Origin of the sequence: Methylobacterium sp. J-048 (assembly GCF_022829515.1) — a bacterium.
In the GTDB taxonomy this organism is placed as follows: domain Bacteria; phylum Pseudomonadota; class Alphaproteobacteria; order Rhizobiales; family Beijerinckiaceae; genus Methylobacterium.
Genome location: NZ_JAKSYL010000093.1, coordinates 1 through 18,326 on the forward strand (window position 1 = coordinate 1; position 18,326 = coordinate 18,326).

The 18,326-nt window shown below is 66.5% G+C and carries 19 protein-coding genes and 1 tRNA gene; 16 read left to right on the top strand and 4 right to left on the bottom strand.

Going from position 1 to position 18,326, the window contains the following annotated elements; translation table 11 throughout:
• Positions 1-170 precede the first annotated feature (170 nt).
• Positions 171-854, bottom strand: a complete 684-nt coding sequence (locus MKL09_RS06840; RefSeq protein ID WP_244019102.1) for a DNA-binding protein — start codon at positions 852-854, stop codon at positions 171-173.
• Between the two features lie 478 nt (positions 855-1,332).
• Positions 1,333-3,117 carry an FkbM family methyltransferase gene (locus tag MKL09_RS06845; RefSeq protein WP_244019103.1) on the bottom strand — a complete coding sequence of 595 codons (1,785 nt, stop codon included), beginning with the start codon at positions 3,115-3,117 and terminating at the stop codon, positions 1,333-1,335.
• A 604-nt stretch (positions 3,118-3,721) separates the two neighbouring features.
• On the opposite strand from MKL09_RS06845, the gene MKL09_RS06850 reads away from it, so the two are divergent.
• Complete coding sequence (locus tag MKL09_RS06850; protein ID WP_007560763.1) at positions 3,722-4,387, top strand: response regulator transcription factor; 666 nt, start codon at positions 3,722-3,724, stop codon at positions 4,385-4,387.
• Positions 4,387-5,727 carry a sensor histidine kinase gene (locus MKL09_RS06855; protein ID WP_244019104.1) on the top strand — a complete coding sequence of 447 codons (1,341 nt, stop codon included), beginning with the start codon at positions 4,387-4,389 and terminating at the stop codon, positions 5,725-5,727. The genes MKL09_RS06850 and MKL09_RS06855 overlap by 1 nt, the downstream gene beginning before the upstream one ends.
• A gap of 3 nt (positions 5,728-5,730) precedes the next feature.
• Here the strand turns inward: MKL09_RS06855 and MKL09_RS06860 are convergent, their stop codons facing one another.
• Positions 5,731-7,122 (bottom strand): PLP-dependent aminotransferase family protein, encoded by a 1,392-nt coding sequence (locus tag MKL09_RS06860; RefSeq protein WP_244019106.1) that lies wholly within the window; start codon positions 7,120-7,122, stop codon positions 5,731-5,733.
• Positions 7,123-7,235: 113 nt separating this feature from the next.
• On the opposite strand from MKL09_RS06860, the gene MKL09_RS06865 reads away from it, so the two are divergent.
• The 3 genes from MKL09_RS06865 (at position 7,236) to MKL09_RS06875 (ending at position 8,224) form a co-directional block, all read left to right on the top strand.
• Positions 7,236-7,544 (top strand): DUF1127 domain-containing protein, encoded by a 309-nt coding sequence (locus tag MKL09_RS06865; RefSeq protein ID WP_244019108.1) that lies wholly within the window; start codon positions 7,236-7,238, stop codon positions 7,542-7,544.
• A 66-nt stretch (positions 7,545-7,610) separates the two neighbouring features.
• Positions 7,611-7,862, top strand: a complete 252-nt coding sequence (locus tag MKL09_RS06870) for a DUF4926 domain-containing protein (protein WP_244019109.1) — start codon at positions 7,611-7,613, stop codon at positions 7,860-7,862.
• 29 nt (positions 7,863-7,891) lie between these two features.
• Entirely contained in the window at positions 7,892-8,224 is a 333-nt protein-coding gene (locus MKL09_RS06875) for a DUF6883 domain-containing protein (RefSeq protein ID WP_244019110.1), read from the top strand.
• Positions 8,225-8,329: 105 nt separating this feature from the next.
• Here the strand turns inward: MKL09_RS06875 and MKL09_RS06880 are convergent.
• Positions 8,330-8,406, bottom strand: a tRNA-Asp gene (locus MKL09_RS06880).
• Positions 8,407-8,748: 342 nt separating this feature from the next.
• On the opposite strand from MKL09_RS06880, the gene MKL09_RS06885 reads away from it, so the two are divergent.
• The 11 genes from MKL09_RS06885 to nuoH all read left to right on the top strand — a co-directional run bounded on the left by MKL09_RS06885 (position 8,749) and on the right by nuoH (position 18,302).
• A complete protein-coding gene (locus MKL09_RS06885) occupies positions 8,749-9,114 on the top strand; it encodes an NADH-quinone oxidoreductase subunit A (protein WP_007560754.1) in 366 nt (121 codons plus the stop codon).
• A gap of 41 nt (positions 9,115-9,155) precedes the next feature.
• Positions 9,156-9,755, top strand: a complete 600-nt coding sequence (locus tag MKL09_RS06890) for a NuoB/complex I 20 kDa subunit family protein (RefSeq protein WP_007560753.1) — start codon at positions 9,156-9,158, stop codon at positions 9,753-9,755.
• Positions 9,756-9,764: 9 nt separating this feature from the next.
• Positions 9,765-10,412, top strand: a complete 648-nt coding sequence (locus MKL09_RS06895; protein WP_244019111.1) for an NADH-quinone oxidoreductase subunit C — start codon at positions 9,765-9,767, stop codon at positions 10,410-10,412.
• Positions 10,413-10,439: 27 nt separating this feature from the next.
• Positions 10,440-10,838 (top strand): four helix bundle protein, encoded by a 399-nt coding sequence (locus MKL09_RS06900; RefSeq protein ID WP_244019112.1) that lies wholly within the window; start codon positions 10,440-10,442, stop codon positions 10,836-10,838.
• Positions 10,839-10,902: 64 nt separating this feature from the next.
• Positions 10,903-12,093 carry an NADH-quinone oxidoreductase subunit D gene (locus MKL09_RS06905; protein ID WP_244019113.1) on the top strand — a complete coding sequence of 397 codons (1,191 nt, stop codon included), beginning with the start codon at positions 10,903-10,905 and terminating at the stop codon, positions 12,091-12,093.
• A gap of 12 nt (positions 12,094-12,105) precedes the next feature.
• Complete coding sequence (gene nuoE / locus MKL09_RS06910) at positions 12,106-13,410, top strand: NADH-quinone oxidoreductase subunit NuoE (protein ID WP_244019114.1); 1,305 nt, start codon at positions 12,106-12,108, stop codon at positions 13,408-13,410.
• Between the two features lie 5 nt (positions 13,411-13,415).
• The gene (locus tag MKL09_RS06915) at positions 13,416-13,649 is read left to right on the top strand and encodes a hypothetical protein (protein WP_244019115.1); all 234 of its coding nucleotides are present in this window, start codon (positions 13,416-13,418) and stop codon (positions 13,647-13,649) included.
• 12 nt (positions 13,650-13,661) lie between these two features.
• Complete coding sequence (nuoF, locus tag MKL09_RS06920; RefSeq protein WP_244019116.1) at positions 13,662-14,963, top strand: NADH-quinone oxidoreductase subunit NuoF; 1,302 nt, start codon at positions 13,662-13,664, stop codon at positions 14,961-14,963.
• A gap of 4 nt (positions 14,964-14,967) precedes the next feature.
• Positions 14,968-15,177, top strand: a complete 210-nt coding sequence (locus MKL09_RS06925) for a hypothetical protein (protein ID WP_012319031.1) — start codon at positions 14,968-14,970, stop codon at positions 15,175-15,177.
• Between the two features lie 10 nt (positions 15,178-15,187).
• Positions 15,188-17,269 carry an NADH-quinone oxidoreductase subunit NuoG gene (gene nuoG / locus MKL09_RS06930; protein WP_244019117.1) on the top strand — a complete coding sequence of 694 codons (2,082 nt, stop codon included), beginning with the start codon at positions 15,188-15,190 and terminating at the stop codon, positions 17,267-17,269.
• A gap of 10 nt (positions 17,270-17,279) precedes the next feature.
• On the top strand, positions 17,280-18,302 hold the full coding sequence (gene nuoH, locus MKL09_RS06935) for an NADH-quinone oxidoreductase subunit NuoH (protein WP_244019119.1): 1,023 nt from the start codon (positions 17,280-17,282) through the stop codon (positions 18,300-18,302).
• Positions 18,303-18,326: the final 24 nt, after the last annotated feature.

Consider the following 18,326-nt stretch of genomic DNA (forward strand, 5'->3'; position numbering starts at 1 on the left):
GTCGAGGGATCGCCCAGGTCCTTCGGCCAGAACGGCTCCATGCCCTTCATCGGCTTCATCGGTTCCATGGGCTTCATGGGTTCCATCGGCTTCATCGGTTCCACGGCGCGCCTCCTGTCCGGGTGAGTGACAGGAGGACGCGGCAGGGCGGAAACGGTTGCATCACCCCGTCAGAGACGGGCGCCCGGGACCGGCCGCTCGCGGACTTGGCCGTCGAAGCCGACATGCAGCTGGTGCTCGCGCCCGTCGCGGTCCTTGGCGGCGACCTCGAGGTGGCGCGGGCCGCGGCCGATCACACGCACGTCGCCGTAGCCGGCGGCCTGGACGGCGGCGGTCAGCGCCGGCACGTCCGGGGTGGGACCGAGGCCGAGCTTGTCCTTGGCCCAGTCGAGGCTGCCGGTCGGCGGCCCACCGGCCGGGCCGATCACCACCTTGCGGCCGTCGCCGTGGGTCAGGACGCTGGCATGCAGGAACCCGGTCTCGAAGCGGCCCTGCACGGTCACGGCCTCGCCCTTGGCCACCAATGTGCCGCCTTCGCCGGCGGGACCGGTCTCGACCAGCGCCCGGCCGGTCGGGTCCTGGACCACGAACTTGTTGCCGTAGATCTCGGCGACGTCGCCCTTGATGGCGGTGGCGCTCGACGGGGCGAGCGCCTGGATCGCCACCGGGTCGACCGGCGTCGGCTGGAACGCATTGCCCTGCGCCAGAGACAGGCCGGCGGCGCCCAGCGCCAGGGGCGCGGCGATCGCGGCCACGACCCAGGTCCGCTGCGGGACAACCCGGTTTTTCGGCGCGGCGGCCCCGGGCTCGCGAACTTCTTGTGCCGTCCCGTCGATGGTTTTGTCGTCACTCATGATGTCGCGTCCTTATGAAAGGCAACCGGATCCGTTCGATCCGATGTCCCTTCGTAAAGGACCGCCGGCAATCCGGACTGAACCGCCCGGTTCAGCCTCGGTTAAAGCGGCCCCATAAAGGGATCCGACGCGCAGGCGGAGACGAAGCGCATGTGGCATCAGGAGTTTGGCCGCGAAAGCTGCCGTGCGACGTGCACTGGACCGCATCCGAGCCGGCGGACAACTTGAGCCGCCGGCTCTAAATCCTCGCACCACCGATCTCAGCGATAAGAAATTAAATCGACATGGATTTTTTGCGTCCGACGGGTATTCCTTTGTCGTGAGAGCCATGGAAGTAGGACCTGAGATCGACGATAATCTTGTCGTGCGTTCTAGGACGAGATCGTAAGGGCAATCTGTTGCTATCTGATCCCCTAGTATCAATCAGTTGCCCAAGATCTGCATCATCCGGTAGAAGCGCCTAATATATAGGAGATGTTTACCTAGCGCCGTCCCTACGCACGAATATCGCATTATTATGTATCAGTCCATCATACCGATACCCCATCTTCTCAATATCTCTAATTAGTCTCCAAACATCATTATGATCATATTCTATACACAGAACACGCGGCAATATTGGCGAATCTTTCATACCATCGATCACTGCGCTTTCTGCACCCTCGACATCGAGAATGAGGAGATCGACAGATGACAACGGGTGCTGCTTCAACAGAGATCGATAGGTCAGTGTGGCAACATTAAAACTTTCAAAGTGACAACCCTGGGCCAACAGATCGTCGAGATGCTTTTTCGTATGACTTATTGAACCATTATTAAAATTACGACCGTGATATGGGTGAACTGCCTGTCGAAATTCTGACCAACCATCGCGGTCGGACAAAGCCGCATGCACGTTATTTGCTCTCGGACGATTGTTACACAGCGCTTTGAAAGCATCGGGAAACGGCTCAACGTTTATGCCCGTCCAGCCCAGCGTCTGTTCAAAGAACAGGCCAGACGATTCGGTAACACCATCGAAGGCGCCACACTCGATGAAATGCCCGGGGCGCCCCTGCATATCGCTAAAATAACGCCGGAAAAGCAATTCATCCTGAGGTGGATTCCATTGCCCGTAAAATCGGGCGGTCGCGGGCAGATTGGGAGCGGGACGCCGAATATCGGCGAGGCGTCGCTCGAAAAACGTTACGTAGCGGCGAGCCACTTCGCCCCAATTGGTGTCGGTCAGATGATGGCGGTTTGTCTGCGCCCTAGTTTTAAGATTATCGATTTGCCTGATTGCCATTTCAAGCTTTCGTGCGATATCATCGCAATCATGAGGATCAAACAAGACAGCATTCCCGCCGATGCGCGATAACTGTTCACGCAGAACGGGGATGTTTGAACAAGCAACGGGAATGCCCACCGTTAGCGCCTCCGCAACGGGGAACCCTCCTCCTTCGGCCAGCGTTGGGAAGACCATGAGATCGGCCCGCCGAAGCACTGCATTGAAGATGTTGTCCGGCAACATGCCGAGACCCAAAACGTCCTTGCCCCAGACGAGGCCGGCATGAGCAATAGCATTAAAGATATGCCGCCCATGATGTCCGGCAGGGAATTGTGGCAAGTAATTGGTGTAAGGCCCCGTTAATACTAAGGGTAACCGGTCGCGGCATCGGCCGAGCGCGGTGATGAGGGCAATGTGATTTTTATGCGGGAATATTGTCGCCGGGCACAGGATGTATCGGTCTGGAAGTCCGGGCAACGAAATAGTACTATCTGTTTGTAATGTTTTGTGAGCCCCCGGAAGCGGAATTACAGTACTGTGTCCGGCCCGTTCAAAGAGACGTATAAGATCGTTCTGAACCTCGTGGGAAAGCAGCGCCATAGGCACATGCCAGTCCAATAGCCTCGACGTAACTACGGTTTCAGCCTCCACGATCCTGGCAACGTAGTTTCGAGTATTATCATCCAGCTGAGGCATTATGTGAGGCAAGTTTCGGAGCAAAATAAAGTCCAGAATGGTTGCAACCGTTTTCTTTGCCAGCGCCTCTGAAATCAGATGACGATGAGCCCATGGAAGCCAGATTAGATCTGCGCCCGTTGCGACCTCTTCCGGCACTGGAAACGGAGAACCGTCGGCGCCTTTGAGCGCTGTTGCCTCGTCCTGAAATGCTCTGATAGAAATTTCTGCCTTACTAAATTCTTCGACATACCGTGTCAGTGCCTGACCGCCGCTTACTAAATCGAAACTATACCCTGGCATGATCGAAAGTTCGCGCATCAGCTCCGTAACATAGCGCAGTCCCCCCCCTTCATTTGCAACATAGTCAACGATTCGAATGTGTGGCATTGGAAAAACTCATATCCGCGTGATTTTCAGTTAGTCGTCAAAATGACAGGCGATCGATTCTCTGAATTTTTTTGATTTTGATGACACGAACCCATCGATCACAGTGGAATTTGATCGTGGAGCGACGTTAGTACCTGCAGACCATCGATTCTGATAGGTACATCAGGCGAATGTGGACGTGATGTGACAAAAAAGCTGAAATTTTTTATAATACACTTTTGAAGTTTGAAAGAAAAGGATAGATTTATTCGGGATTTTGGCGGAGCTGTTGCATTCTCAAGAGTTCGTTTCAGAATTATACGCTCGGTTTGCGGGCACGAAAATTCACGCGAAGGTCGACGAGGCATCAATGATCGTCCTTGATCTGTCCTGGCGACGATCGAGACGTTTGTTGGCAAGAAGCCAAGCGTTGACGTGTTCGACGATGACGGCGCCGAGGCCGGAACCGTGGGGCGAGCCGATCTTGCAAATGTTGGGTTGAATACCTTGGTGCGGGCAGAGGGCGCGGTTCAGCCGGGCCGCAGAGGACGGATTGGTGAAAATCCTGCTGGTGGAGGATGACGCGGCCCTGGCCACCGAACTGGCCAAGGTCCTGCGCGCGGAAAACTTCGTCCTCGACCGGGCCGCCACCGGCGAGGACGCGCAGCATCTCGGCGAGACCGAGGGCTACGACGCGGTGGTGCTCGATCTCGGCCTGCCCAAGGGCGACGGCGTCTCGGTGCTGCGGGCCTGGCGGGCGGCCGGGCGGACGCTGCCGGTGCTGGTGCTCACTGCCCGCGACGGCTGGAGCGACAAGGTCGCGGCGTTCAAGGCGGGGGCGGACGATTACCTGGTCAAGCCGGTCCGGGTGGAGGAGCTGGTGATCCGCCTGCGCGCCCTGGTGCGCCGGTCGCAGGGCGGCGGGGCGAGCCGGATCGCCTGCGGCCCCCTGAGCTTCGACACCGGCCTGGGCGCCTTCGAGCACGAGGGCCTGCCGCTCAAGCTCACCGGCCTCGAATGGCGGGTCCTGTCCTGCCTGATGCTCAACCGCGACGCGGTGGTGCCGCGCCCGCACCTGATCGAGCGGGTCTACGAGGGTGACGCGGATGTCGATTCGAACTCAGTGGAGGTGATCATCACCCGCCTGCGCCGAAAAATCGCCCCGGCCCGGATCGAGAGCGTGCGCGGCCACGGCTACCGCCTGCACGCGGATCCGGCCTGATGCCGCCGCCGAAGAAGGGCCCCCCACCGCCGCACCGCTCCCTCCGGACCCGCCTGCTGGCGGCCGCCCTGGCGCTGGTGCTGGCCGCGCTGGTGGTGGCCGGGCTCGCCATCGGGGTGATCCTGCACCGGTTCGTCCGGGGGCAGATCGAGGGGCATCTCGACGCCCAGATCGTCGCCCTCCGGGCAGGGCTGGAGGCGAGGCGGCTCTCCCAGAATCGCGACGCGCCGCCCTTCGACCGGGACGGGCCCGGCTGGGCCTGGGAGGTGCGCCGTGGACCTGAGACCTTCGGCTCGGGCTCCCTGCGGGGCGGCCACATCACCGTCACCGAGCCGGGTCCCGACGACGAGCCCGACCGCCCGCACCCGGCGGACGGCACCGGGCCGCGGGGGGAGCGGCTGATCCTGCGCATCCTCGGCGTGCCGGGGACGCCGCCGGCCACGATCGTCGCGGCGGCGCCGCGGGCGGCCCTGTACGGGCCCCTGCGCGAGGCTCTGACCAGCCTAGCCCTGGCGCTTGGGGTGCTCGGCCTCTGCCTGATCGCCGGGCTGGCCCTGCAGGTGCGCCTCGGGCTGGCGCCTTTGCGGCGGCTGCGGGCCGACCTCGCGGCCGTGCGCGCCGGGCGCCGGGAGCGGGTGCCGGAGGAACAGCCCGCCGAGATCAAGCCGCTGGTGGCGGAGCTCAACGCGCTGCTCGACCAGAACGCCCAGAACCTGGAGCGCGCCCGCGGCCACGTCGCCAACCTCGCCCACGCCCTTAAGACCCCGCTGGCGACCCTGTCCATGGCCCTGGCCGACCCGGCCCGCGATCCCGGCGGGGCGCTGCGCCTGCAGGTGGACGACATGGACCGGCGGGTCCGCCACCATCTGCGCCGGGCTCGCACCGCGGCGCTCGCCGGCTCGGCCCGGGGACGCACGCCCCTGGCGCCGCGCGTCTCGGACCTGCGCGACGCGCTGGTGCGCCTCTACGCCGAGAAGGGCGTGGCGATCGCGCTGGCCGTGCCGGACGACCTGTCGGTGCCCTGCGAGGGGCAGGATCTCGACGAGATGCTCGGCAACCTCGTGGACAATGCCTGCCGCTGGTGCCGCGGCCGGGTGCGGGTCGCGGCCTTCAGCCAGGCGGGCGGGGTCGTGGTGCGGGTCGAGGATGACGGGCCGGGCCTCGACGGCGCGGCCGCCGAAGCGGTCATGGCCCGCGGGCGCCGCCTCGACGAGGGGGTGCCGGGCCACGGCTTCGGGCTGCCGATCACCCTCGAACTCGCCGAACTCTACGGCGGCGGGCTCACCCTCGGGCGCTCGGAGCTGGGCGGGCTGGAGGCGGAGCTGACCCTGCCGGCGTAAGAATCACGCCAACGCCGCCTGCAAGATCGGCCGGATGCGCGGGTCGATGCAGTGGGCGACGTTGAAGCGCATATAGCCGTTCCAGTCGTCCGACAGGCTGAAGGCCGTGCCGGGCGCCAGGACCATGCCCTGCGCCAGGGCCCGGCGCGCCACCTCGGCGCCGTCGCGTCCGTCCGGCAGGCGCATCCACAGGAAGAAGCCGCCCCGGGGCTGCGCCCACGGCTCCAGGCCGCAGGCGCGCAACTCGGCCGAGGCCTGGACCATGGCGCCGGCGAGCCGCCGCTTGGTCTCGGCGAGGTGCCGGCGATAGCAGCCCTCGGTGATCAGGCTGTGCACCAGCGCCGCCGTGACGTGGCCGTTGCCGAGGCTGAGCGCGAGCTTGAGATCGACCAGGGGCTCGACCCAGTCGGCCCGGAGCGCGATCCAGCCGCAGCGCGCCGCCGCCGACAGAGTTTTTGAGAAGCTGCCGATCTGGATCACCCGCTCCAGCCCGTCGAACCCGGCGAGCCTCGGCGCCGGCTCCGGTTCGAGGTCGCCAAAGATCTCGTCCTCGACGATCAGGGTATCGTGCGCCTCGCACAGCTTCAGCAGCCTATGGGCGATGGCCGGGGCGAGGCTCGCGCCGGTCGGGTTCTGGAGCGCCGCGTTGGTCAGGTAGAAGCGCGGCCGGTGCCGCTCGAGCAGGGTGCCGAGCGCCCGCAGGTCCGGCCCCTCCGGGGTCAGCGGCACGCCGACCACCGAAACCCGGTGCGCCCGCAGCAGCGCCAGGAAGTTGAAGTAGCAGGGATCGTCCACCAGCACGATGTCGCCCGGCTGGAGCAGGAACCGGCAGACCAGATCCAGCGCCTGCGTGGCCGATTCGACCAGCACGATCTGGTCCGGCTCGGCGCCCACGCCCTTCTCGGCGATCTTGCGGGCGATCTGGATCCGCAGGGGCTCGTAGCCGAGCGGCCGGTCGTAATTGGTCATCTCGGCGAGATCCGCCCGCGCCACCCGGCGCAGGCCCCGCCGGATCGCCTCGTGCGGCATCCAGGAATCCGGCAGCCAGCCGGCCCCGGGCTTGAGCTGGTCCGCACCGGCCTGCTGGGCCTGGCGGGTGATCCAGAGCGGATCGACGATCCGGTCGAGCCGCGGTCCCATCGCCTGGAGCGAGAGCGGCCGGGTCTTGCCGGCGACGTAGAAGCCGGAGCCCGGCCGCGCCACCAGGGTGCCCTCGGCGGCCAGGCGGTCATAGGCCTCCACCACGGTCGATTTCGACACGCCCATGGATTCCGCGAACGCCCGCACCGACGGGATCCGGACCCCGGGCACGAGATGCCGCGCCGCGATCCGCTCGCGGATCTCCCCGGCCACGGTCTCGACGCGCGTCCCGGCGGGCTTGGTCGCGACTTGCATCCGTACTGCCTTTCCGACCGGACAATTCTTCGAAATCGTACCGAACTGTTCCTGTCGCCGCCAGCCCCATGCGGTCAAGATCGCCGGAATCCTGACAGACGGAGGATCGAATCATGGACCAGTGCCTCACCGAGACCGCCCAGGCCGCAGGCCGGCCGTCCTGGCTCGCCCGGGCCGTCCAGGCGATCGCCGAGGCCGCCGCGGAGGTGCGGGCGGAACTGTCGCGCGCGGCGATGAACCGGCGCGTCCTGCACCGGCTCTCGGCCCTGTCCGCGCGGGAATTGCGGGATATCGGGCTGACCCCGCAGGACGTCGCCGACGCGGGCGTGCCGGGACGACACGACGCCATCGCGCTGCTGGTGGGACGGCGGGACGCGCGCCGCCGGACGCGGGGGGCGGGTGCCCGCTGGTCTTCGGTTTGAGGCTTCGGTCGGCCGTGCGGTGACCATCGACTTGCGCACGCTCATCGCAGGCGCCAATCTCAGGACATGTCGGTCGACTTCTCGTACCTGCTGCGAAAGGAGGATCCCGGGGCCACGCTTCGGGATCTCGACGACGTGGTCGTGCTGGCACCGGTCGTGACCGATGACGGCGATCCGATCCCGGCCGGCGCCGAAGGGACCATCGTCGGCGTCTGGAAGGACGGCGAAGCCTTTTTCGTCGAATTCCCGGAGCCGGCGGGTGCCCTCGCGACGGTGCTACCAGCCAATCTGAGACGCACTGGTCGCCACACGCCGTGAGTCGCGCGGGCCTTCCGGCACTCCTGGGGTTGCGCATCCAGGGCGAGAAAATCGTCGATTACTTGCTGAATCCCACGCACCGGAAGGGCGGCGCGAAGGCAAAGTTTCTGCTTCGCTTCGGATTTTCAGCGGATCAACCGAACATTCTGGCAGACGCTTTGGTGGACCATTATGTGTCCGCACCGGACGCGCGAATGATTTTCGACGCGGTTGGGTCCAGGCGCATCGTCTGTGAAGGCCCAATCAAGGGTGTCGATGGCCGGGAGTTCTGGATTCGCTCCGTCTGGCTCATCGAAGAGGACCTTTACGGCCGCCTCCTTACTGTCATCCCGCTGCCTGCACGGCGCACCGCATCATCGTAGTTTCCCGTGTCAGGCCTCACCGCCATAACATCGCGAACTCGATGGAGCGCCCCCGACGTGGCCGGAGGGCAAACCTAAATTCTGATTTTAAGAGACTGATGGAAGTGGCGCGGGCGACGGGACTCGAACCCGCGACCTCCGGCGTGACAGGCCGGCACTCTAACCAACTGAGCTACGCCCGCACGGCGTGGTCGCCTCGAAGGGGCGTTTCGCCCGGCGACGGGGCGGGGTGTATGGTCCGCGTCGGGGCCTGTCAAGCGTGTCCGTGACGGTTTTGCGCCGAGGCCGGCCGGAGGGCCTGCGCGCTTGCGTCGTGTTGCAGCCGCGCCGCGCGGTCCCACATCCCTACACAAGACAGGGCGTGCAGTTTGTGCGACGCGGCAAGCCATTGTCACAGGTCGGCGGCTCGACTAAGCCTCCGGCCGCGCGCATCCTGGCATAAGAACAATTCCACGGGCGAATCCGGTTCGGCGGCGCACCGCGGTTTCCCACGTCGATACGAGACGCTCTCGCGAGGCCCTGGCATGACCGGATTGTTGGCGGACTATCTTCCGCTCATCGTGTTCATCGGCGTTGCTCTGTTCATCGCCACCGCGCTGCTGGTCGTGCCCTTCCTGGTTGCCTTTAAGAGCCCGGATCCGGAGAAGCTCTCGGCCTACGAGTGCGGCTTCAATGCCTTCGACGATGCCCGCATGAAGTTCGACGTGCGGTTCTACCTCGTGGCGATCCTGTTCATCATCTTCGATCTCGAGGTCGCGTTCCTGTTCCCGTGGGCGATCACCTTCGGAGACCTTGGCTGGTTCGGCTTCTGGTCGATGATCGTCTTCCTGGGCGTGCTGACGGTCGGTTTCGTCTACGAGTGGCGCAAGGGCGCCCTCGAGTGGGATTGATTCGCAACAGCAGCCTGCCCGCACCGCATTCCGAGTCGCCGATGGCCCTGATCACCGACACGACCCACAGCCTGTCCCGCGCCCCCGCGGTCGCGCCCCAGCCGAAGGGGATCATCGATCCCAACACCGGCCGGCCGATCGGCGCCGACGATCCGACCTTCCTGTCGATCAGCGACGAGCTGGCCGACCGGGGCTTCCTGCTCACAACCACGGACGAGCTGATCAACTGGGCCCGCACCGGCTCGCTGATGTGGATGACCTTTGGGCTCGCTTGCTGCGCCGTCGAGATGATGCAGATGTCGATGCCGCGCTACGATTGCGAGCGCTTCGGCTTCGCGCCCCGCGGCTCGCCGCGCCAGTCCGACGTGATGATCGTCGCCGGCACCCTGACCAACAAGATGGCCCCGGCCCTGCGCAAGGTCTACGACCAGATGCCGGAGCCGCGCTACGTCATCTCGATGGGCTCCTGCGCCAACGGCGGCGGTTACTACCACTATTCCTACTCGGTGGTGCGCGGCTGCGACCGGGTCGTGCCGGTGGACATCTACGTGCCCGGCTGCCCGCCCACCGCCGAGGCTTTGCTCTACGGCGTGCTGCTTCTCCAGAAGAAGATCCGCCGCACCGGCACGATCGAGCGCTGAGGAGCGGCCATGACCAACGGCATCTCGATCCTGTCGCACACGCAGCCGGAGAGCGGCGCGACCGCCCTCACGGCGATGGCGGAGCGCGTCACCGGCGCGCTCGGCCCGGCGGTGGTGTCGCACGCCATCGCGTTCGGCGAGCTGACCCTGGTGGTCCAGGCCTCCGACATCGTCTACGCGCTGACCTACCTGCGCGACGACCCGGCCTGCGCGTTCCGCAGCTTCATCGACATCTGCGGCGCGGATTATCCGCAGCGCGAGAAGCGCTTCGACGTGGTCTACCACCTGCTCTCGCTGCGCCACAACGCGCGCATCCGGGTGAAGGTGCAGACCGACGAGGTGACGCCTGTCCCCTCGGCGATCGAGGTGTTCCCGGCCGCCAACTGGTACGAGCGCGAGGCCTACGACCTCTACGGCATCCTGTTCTCGGGGCATCCGGACCTGCGCCGGCTGCTCACCGATTACGGGTTCGAGGGGCATCCCCTGCGCAAGGATTTCCCGCTCACCGGCTTCGTCGAGGTCCGCTACGACCAGGACGAGGCGCGGGTGGTCTACGAGCCCGTCCAGCTCACCCAAGAATTCCGCAACTTCGACTTCCTGTCTCCGTGGGAAGGCACCGACTACGTGCTGCCCGGAGACGAGAAGGCGAAGTCGTAAGGGCGAATGGCGAATGGCGAATGGCGAATGGAAGGCGGCAAGCCGATCAGTTCGTATCGCGACCTCGACGTCTGGCAGGAAGTCATGACGATGGCCGAGGCGTGCTACATGCTGACCAAGCCGTTCCCGCGGGAAGAAGCCTTCGGAATGACATCGCAGATCAGGCGCTCGGCCGCCTCGGTCGCGGCCAACATCGCCGAAGGGCACGGACGTGAGAGCACGACATCTTTCATCAACTTCCTTCGGATCGGGCAAGGGTCACTCAAGGAACTCGAAACCCACCTGATCTTGGCAAGCCGCGTCGGGCTCGCCGCTCAGGAAACGGTGGCTCCGATACTTGCGCGCTGCGAGGCCGTGGGCCGCCAGCTTCGCGGCTTGATTCGGTCTCTGCAGCGTCGCGCAGCCTACGAGAAGGACGCACGCTGATGCTGGTCGTCCATTCGCCATTCGCCATTCGCCATTCGCCCAGCGGCGAGGCCGGAGGCCGCCCGTGACAGAACACAACATCCGCAACTTCGCGATCAATTTCGGCCCCCAGCACCCGGCGGCGCACGGCGTGCTGCGCCTCGTGCTGGAGCTGGACGGCGAGGTGGTCGAGCGGGTCGATCCGCATATCGGGCTGCTGCACCGCGGCACCGAGAAGCTGATCGAGCACAAGACCTACCTGCAGGCGACGCCTTATTTCGACCGGCTCGACTACGTGTCGCCGATGAACCAGGAGCACGCCTTCTGCCTGGCGATCGAGAAGCTCGCGGGCATCGAGGTGCCCCGGCGCGCCCAGCTGATCCGTGTGCTGTTCTGCGAGATCGGCCGGCTGCTGTCGCATCTGCTCAACGTCACCACGCAGGCGATGGATGTCGGCGCCCTTACGCCCCCGCTCTGGGGCTTCGAGGAGCGCGAGAAGCTGATGATCTTCTACGAGCGCGCCTCGGGTGCGCGCCTCCACGCCAACTACTTCCGGCCCGGCGGCGTCCATCAGGACCTGCCGCCCAAGCTGATCGACGATATCGAGGCGTTCTGCGACCCGTTCCTGCAGGTCGTCCAGGATCTCGACGACCTCGTGATGGCCAACCGCATCTTCAAGCAGCGCAACGTCGACATCGGCATCGTGTCGGTGGATGAGTGCATGGAGTGGGGCTTCTCCGGCGTCATGCTGCGCGGTTCGGGCATCCCGTGGGATCTGCGCAAGGCGCAGCCCTACGAGTGCTACGAGGAAATGGAATTCGACATCCCGGTCGGCCGAAACGGCGACACCTACGATCGGCAGGTGATCCGCATGGAGGAGATGCGGGAATCGGCCAAGATCATGAAGCAGTGCTGCGCCAAGCTGCGCGAGCCGGCCGGGCAGGGCCCGATCGCCGCCATCGACGGCAAGTTCGCGCCGCCGCCGCGCCGCGAGATGAAGCGCTCGATGGAAGCGCTCATCCACCACTTCAAGCTCTACACCGAGGGCTTCCACGTACCGGAGGGCGAGGTCTACGCCGCCGTGGAGGCGCCCAAGGGCGAGTTCGGCGTCTATCTCGTGTCCGACGGGACCAACAAGCCGTACCGCTGCAAGATCCGCGCGCCGGGCTTCGCGCATCTTCAGGCGATGGATTGGATGTGCCGGGGGCACCTTCTGGCCGACGTGTCGTGCGTGCTGGGCACCCTCGACATCGTGTTCGGCGAAGTGGATCGGTAAGGCGTTAGCAGGATGGCAAACCGCAGACTCGCGCCGGCCTCTGAGCAGCCCGAGAGCTTCGCGTTCTCCCCCGAGAACGCGGCCTGGGCCAAGACCCAGATCGCCAAGTACCCGGAGGGCCGCCAGGCCTCCGCGGTGATCTCGCTGCTCTGGAAGGCGCAGGAGCAGAACGGCGGCTGGCTGCCGCGGGCCGCCATCGAGGCGGTCGCGGCCGAGCTCGGCATGCCCAACATCCGCGTGCTGGAGGTGGCGACCTTCTACACGATGTTCGCGCTGGAGCCGGTCGGGCGGTTCTGGATCCAGGTCTGCGGCACGGTGCCGTGCGATTCCTGCGGCGCCCGGGGCCTGAAGGAGATGCTGGAGGCGCGCCTCGGCCCCTCCGGCCACGTCTCGGCCGACGGCACCTTCTCCTGGCTCGAGGTCGAGTGCCTCGGCGCCTGCTGCAACGCCCCGATGGTGCAGATCAACCAGGACTATTACGAGGACCTGACGCCCGAATCGCTCGGCACGCTGATGGACGACCTCGCTGCGGGACGGCCGGTCAAGGTCGGCTCGCAGACCGGGCGCCAGGCCTCCGAGCCGCAGGGCGGCCCGGATACGCTCACCGATCCGACCCTGTTCGACGGCTCGCGGGTCGGCGCGTGGCGCAAGCGCTTCGAGGACACCGCGAAGCCCGAGGATCAGGCCGCGAAGGCAGACGAGGCCAAGTCGAGCGAGCAGCGCGCCGCCGCCGATCCGAAGCCCGCCAAGCCCGATGCCGGCCGGCAGACGGAACGGCCGTCGTCCGACGCTCCCGCCCAGCGCGCCGCGCGGGGCGAGGAGCCGGTCAAGCCGGAGGATCGGGCCGCCGCGAACGGGCCCGGCACGAGCCCCGCCGCGACCGCCGGTGAGGCGTCGGGGGCCGAAGCCGGAGCGCAATCGAGCCTGACCCGGGATACGCCGCCGCCGCAGCCGGAGGCCTCCGGCGCCAGCGAAGGCGAGGTCGCGGCGGAAGCCGAGGAGGCTCGCGTCGCCGGCAAGCTCGCAAGCCTGCCGAAGGATGCGAGCCCGGAGCAGAAGGCGGACGCGGTCGGCACCCGGCCGCCGGGACTCGATGCCGCCCGCGCCGGTCAGCCGGACGACCTGACCCGGATCAAGGGCATCGGCCCGGGCAACAGCCAGCGCCTGAACGGGCTCGGCATCTATCATTTCGACCAGGTCGCCGCCTGGACCCGCGACGAGATAACCTGGGTCGGGACCTACCTCGCGTTCCCGGGTCGCATCGACCGGGAGAACTGGGTCGGGCAGGCTCAGACGCTGTCGGCCACCGGGAACTGACCGCGATGGCCGAGGTGACGAACGCGCTGATCTATGAAGTGCTGAAGGCGATGCAGGCACGCCTCGGCAATATCGAGGAGGGCGTGCGCGAGGTGCGTGGCGAGGTCGGGGCGCTTCGGACCACCGTTCACGGTGTCCAGGGCGACCTGCACAATCTCTACGAAGCGTACAGCGCGCTCGATATGCGCGTCGGCCGCATCGAGCGCCGCCTCGACATCGTCGACGCTCCGGTCAGCTGAGGAACGAAGCACATGCTGTCGGATCAGGATCGCATCTTCACCAACCTCTACGGCCTGCATTCGCCGGGTCTGGAGGCCGCCAAGCAGCGTGGCGCCTGGGACGGGACCAAGTTCCTCCTGGAGCAGGGCCGCGACTGGATCATCGAGGAGATGAAGGCGTCGGGCCTGCGCGGCCGCGGCGGCGCGGGCTTCCCCACCGGCCTGAAATGGTCGTTCATGCCCAAGAAGTCCGACGGGCGCCCGCACTACCTCGTCGTCAACGCCGACGAGTCGGAGCCTGGCACCTGCAAGGACCGGGAGATCATGCGGCACGACCCGCATCTCCTGATCGAGGGCTGCATGCTGGCCTGCTTCGCCATGGGCGCGCATGCCTGCTACATCTACATCCGCGGCGAGTACGTGGCCGAGAAGCACGCGCTCCAGAAGGCCGTTGACGAGGCCTACGAGGCGCGTCTCGTCGGCCAGTCGAACGTGCACGACTTCCCCTTCGACATCTACGTCCACCACGGCGCCGGCGCCTATATCTGCGGTGAAGAGACGGCGCTGATCGAGAGCCTCGAGGGTAAGAAGGGGATGCCGCGGCTCAAGCCGCCGTTCCCGGCCAATATGGGCCTCTACGGCTGCCCGACGACGGTCAACAACGTCGAGTCGATCGCGGTGGCGGGCACGATCCTGCGCCGGGGCGGTGCCTGGTTCGCGGGCCTGGGCGGCAAGAACAACACCGGCACCAAGCTGTTCTGCGTCTCGGGGCACGTCAACAAGCCGTGCAACGTCGAGGCGGAGCTGGGCATCACCTTCCGCGAGCTGGTCGACCGGCATTGCGGCGGCATGCGCGGCGGCTGGGACAACCTGCTGTGCTCGATCCCGGGCGGGTCCTCGGTGCCGCTGGTGCCGGCCGACCAGATCATCGACGCCAAGATGGATTTCGACACCCTGCGCGGCCTCGGCTCCGGCCTCGGCACGGCGGCGGTGATCGTGCTGGACAAGTCCACCGACATCGTCGCGGCGATCGCCCGCATCTCGTATTTCTACAAGCACGAGTCGTGCGGCCAGTGCACGCCCTGCCGGGAGGGCACCGGCTGGATGTGGCGCGTGATGCTGCGCATGGCCGAGGGCCGGGCGCAGAAGCGCGAGATCGACATGCTGTTCGAGGTCACCAAGCAGATCGAGGGTCATACGATCTGCGCGCTCGGCGACGCGGCGGCCTGGCCGATCCAGGGCCTGATCAAGCACTTCCGCCCCGAGATCGAGAGGCGGATCGACCGCTACACGGCCAACCCGCATTCCGACCCGATCCCGATGGCCGCGGAGTGAGGCCATGACGAGCCAGCCTGACAACCTGATGCTCGTGTACCTGCGTCGCATCGACGAGAAGGTCGATCGGCTCAGCGACGATGTCCGTGAGTTGAAGGGCCGAATGGCAGCGGTCGAAGAAAACCTGGCCGGCGTTCACCGGCGGATCGACCGGGTCGAGCTTCGCATCGAGCGCATCGAGCGGCGCCTCGATCTCGCCGACGCCCCGCACTGAGATGGCACCGATGACAAAAATCCTCGTCGACGGCACCGAGGTCGAGGTTCCGGCCGAATACACGCTGCTCCAGGCCTGCGAGGCTGCGGGGGCCGAGATCCCGCGCTTCTGCTTCCACGAACGCCTGTCGATCGCCGGCAATTGCCGGATGTGCCTGGTGGAGCTGAAGGGCGCGCCCAAGCCGGTGGCGAGCTGCGCGTACGCGGTGAAGGATTGCCGCCCCGGCCCGAACGGCGAGCCGCCGGAGGTGCTCACTCGCTCCGGCCTGACCAAGAAGGCCCGGGAAGGGGTGATGGAGTTCCTCCTCATCAACCACCCGCTCGACTGTCCGATCTGCGACCAGGGCGGCCATTGCGACCTGCAGGACCAAGCGATGGCCTACGGGGTCGATTCGACCCGCTACCAGGAGAACAAGCGCGCGGTCGAGGAGAAGCATATCGGCCCGCTGGTGCGGACCGCGATGAACCGCTGCATCCACTGCACCCGCTGCGTGCGCTTCCTGGCGGAGGTGGCGGGCGTGCCCGACCTCGGCGCCATCGGCCGCGGCGAGGACATGGAGATCACCAGCTACCTCGAACAGTCCATGGCTTCGGAACTCCAGGGCAACGTCGCCGACCTCTGCCCGGTGGGCGCCCTGGTTCACCGGCCGCAGAGCTACAACGTCCGGCCCTGGGAGCTGAACAAGACCGAATCGGTCGACGTGATGGACGCGGTCGGCTCGTCGATCCGCATCGACACCCGCGGCCGCGAGGTGATGCAGATCGAGCCGCGGGTCAGCGAAGAGATCAACGAGGAGTGGATCTCCGACAAGACCCGCTACCATGTCGACGGCTTGCGGATGCAGCGCCTCGACCGGCCGTACCTGCGCGAGAACGGACGGCTGCGGCCCGCCTCCTGGGGCGAGGCGTTCCAGGCCATCGCCGCCGAGGTGAAGGCCGCCGATCCGAAGCGCATCGGCGCGGTCGTCGGCGACCTCGCGGGCGTCGAGGAGATCTTTGCCCTGCGCGAGCTGATGCGTGCGCTCGGCACGCCGAACCTCGATTGCCGGCAGACCGAGACCGGGCTCGATCCGGCGCTCGGCCGCGCCTCCTACCTGTTCAACCCGACGATTCCCGGCATCGAGGCCGCGGACGCGATCCTGATCGTCGGCGCCAACCCGCGCACCGAGGCCTCGCTCCTCAACGTCCGGATCCGCAAGCGCTGGCGCCTGGCGCCGCTCGCGGTCGGGGTGATCGGCGAGCCGGTCGATCTGACCTATCCGAGCCACTACATCGGCGCCGGCCCCGACTCGCTCGCCGGCCTCGCCCGCGGCGAGCACAGTTTTCTTGAGACGCTCAAGGCCGCGAAGACGCCGCTGGTCATCGTCGGCGCCAATGTCGAGCCAGGCATCCTGGCGGCAGCGGCGGCCCTTGCCAAGGAGATCGGCGCGGTGACGCCGGAGTGGAACGGCTTCGGCGTGCTGCACACGGCCGCCGCTCGGGTCGGCGCCCTCGATCTCGGCTTCGTGCCGGGGGAGGGCGGCCTCGGCTTCCCGGCCATGCTGGCGGCGGGCGGCGTCGACGTGCTGTTCAACCTCGGTGCCGACGAGCGCGACGTGGCGCCCGGCGCCTTCGTGATCTACCAGGGCACCCACGGCGACCGCGGCGCCTCCCGGGCGGACGTGATCCTGCCGGGCGCGGCCTATACCGAGAAGTCCGCGACCTGGGTGAACACGGAAGGCCGGGTCCAGATGGGCAACCGCGCTGGCTTCCCGCCGGGGGATGCCCGCGAGGATTGGGCGATCCTGCGCGCCCTGTCGGACGTGCTGGGCCAACGCCTGCCGTTCGATTCGCTCACCGCGCTCCGCCGGGCGCTCTACGCCGCCCACCCGCATTTCGCGGCGGTCGGCACCGTGGAGACCGGCGACGTGGCGGCGGCCGTGGACCGGCTGGCCGGCCTCGGCGGCGCGACGGGCGGCCCCGCTTTCGCCTCGCCGGTGACCGACTTCTACCTCACCAACCCCATCGCCCGCGCCTCGCGTGTGCTCGCCGAGTGCTCGCGCCTCGCCCGCGAGCGCGCCGCCGAGGCGCGGCCGCTCGCAGCGGCAGAGTAGGGACCCCACGATGACGTCGCTCGAAATCCTCGGGACCGTGCTCCTGATCGTGCTGAAGAGCTTCGTGCTGCTCGCAGCGCTGCTGGTCTTCATCGCCTACGCGCTGCTCGCCGACCGCAAGATCTGGGCGGCGGTGCAGCTCCGGCGCGGCCCCAACGTGGTCGGGCCGTTCGGGCTGTTCCAGTCGTTCGCCGACCTGCTCAAGTTCGTGCTGAAGGAGCCGGTGATCCCGGCGGGTGCCAACAAGGCGATCTACCTGCTGGCGCCGTTGGTCTTCGCGATGCTGGCCCTGTCGAGCTGGGCGGTGATTCCCCTGGCCGACGGCTGGGCGATCGCCGACATCAATGTCGGCATCACCTACATCTTCGCGATCTCCAGCTTGGGCGTCTACGGCGTCATCATGGGCGGCTGGGCCTCGAACTCGAAATACGCCTTCCTGGGCGCGCTCCGCTCGGCCGCGCAGATGATCTCCTACGAGGTCTCGCTCGGCTTCGTGATCATCTGCGTGCTGCTCTGCGCCGGCTCGCTGAACCTCTCGCGCATCGTGATGGCGCAGGACACCAGCCTCGGCCTGTTCGGCTGGTACTGGCTGTGGCTGTTCCCGATGTTCGTGGTGTTCTTCATCTCGGCGCTCGCCGAGACCAACCGCCCGCCCTTCGATCTGCCGGAAGCCGAGTCGGAGCTGGTGGCCGGCTACATGGTGGAATACTCCTCGACGCCCTATCTGCTGTTCATGCTCGGCGAGTACGTCGCCATCATGAGCATGTGCGCGCTCGGCACCGTGCTGTTCCTGGGCGGCTGGCTGTCGCCGATCCCGTTCGCGCCGTTCACTTGGGTGCCGGGCGTGATCTGGTTCATCCTGAAGGCCAGCTTCCTGTTCTTCCTGTTCGCGATGGTGAAATCCATCGTGCCGCGCTACCGCTACGATCAGCTCATGCGCCTCGGCTGGAAAGTTTTTCTGCCGATCTCGCTGGTCTCGGTCGTCGTCGTCGCCTTCGTGCTCAAGCTGACCGGCCTCGCGCCGGGCGCCTGAGCCCACCCGCCGAATCGGAGATCC

Bases quoted from the DNA above. Each gene is read 5' to 3' on its own strand.
- MKL09_RS06840 (WP_244019102.1), bottom strand. From the start codon at position 854: ATGAGTGACGACAAAACCATCGACGGGACGGCACAAGAAGTTCGCGAG.
- MKL09_RS06845 (WP_244019103.1), bottom strand. From the start codon at position 3,117: ATGCGCGAACTTTCGATCATGCCAGGGTATAGTTTCGATTTAGTAAGC.
- MKL09_RS06855 (WP_244019104.1), top strand. From the start codon at position 4,387: ATGCCGCCGCCGAAGAAGGGCCCCCCACCGCCGCACCGCTCCCTCCGG.
- MKL09_RS06860 (WP_244019106.1), bottom strand. From the start codon at position 7,122: ATGCAAGTCGCGACCAAGCCCGCCGGGACGCGCGTCGAGACCGTGGCC.
- MKL09_RS06865 (WP_244019108.1), top strand. From the start codon at position 7,236: ATGGACCAGTGCCTCACCGAGACCGCCCAGGCCGCAGGCCGGCCGTCC.
- MKL09_RS06870 (WP_244019109.1), top strand. From the start codon at position 7,611: ATGTCGGTCGACTTCTCGTACCTGCTGCGAAAGGAGGATCCCGGGGCC.
- MKL09_RS06885 (WP_007560754.1), top strand. From the start codon at position 8,749: ATGACCGGATTGTTGGCGGACTATCTTCCGCTCATCGTGTTCATCGGC.
- MKL09_RS06890 (WP_007560753.1), top strand. From the start codon at position 9,156: ATGGCCCTGATCACCGACACGACCCACAGCCTGTCCCGCGCCCCCGCG.
- MKL09_RS06895 (WP_244019111.1), top strand. From the start codon at position 9,765: ATGACCAACGGCATCTCGATCCTGTCGCACACGCAGCCGGAGAGCGGC.
- MKL09_RS06900 (WP_244019112.1), top strand. From the start codon at position 10,440: ATGGAAGGCGGCAAGCCGATCAGTTCGTATCGCGACCTCGACGTCTGG.
- nuoE (WP_244019114.1), top strand. From the start codon at position 12,106: ATGGCAAACCGCAGACTCGCGCCGGCCTCTGAGCAGCCCGAGAGCTTC.
- MKL09_RS06915 (WP_244019115.1), top strand. From the start codon at position 13,416: ATGGCCGAGGTGACGAACGCGCTGATCTATGAAGTGCTGAAGGCGATG.
- nuoF (WP_244019116.1), top strand. From the start codon at position 13,662: ATGCTGTCGGATCAGGATCGCATCTTCACCAACCTCTACGGCCTGCAT.
- MKL09_RS06925 (WP_012319031.1), top strand. From the start codon at position 14,968: ATGACGAGCCAGCCTGACAACCTGATGCTCGTGTACCTGCGTCGCATC.
- nuoG (WP_244019117.1), top strand. From the start codon at position 15,188: ATGACAAAAATCCTCGTCGACGGCACCGAGGTCGAGGTTCCGGCCGAA.
- nuoH (WP_244019119.1), top strand. From the start codon at position 17,280: ATGACGTCGCTCGAAATCCTCGGGACCGTGCTCCTGATCGTGCTGAAG.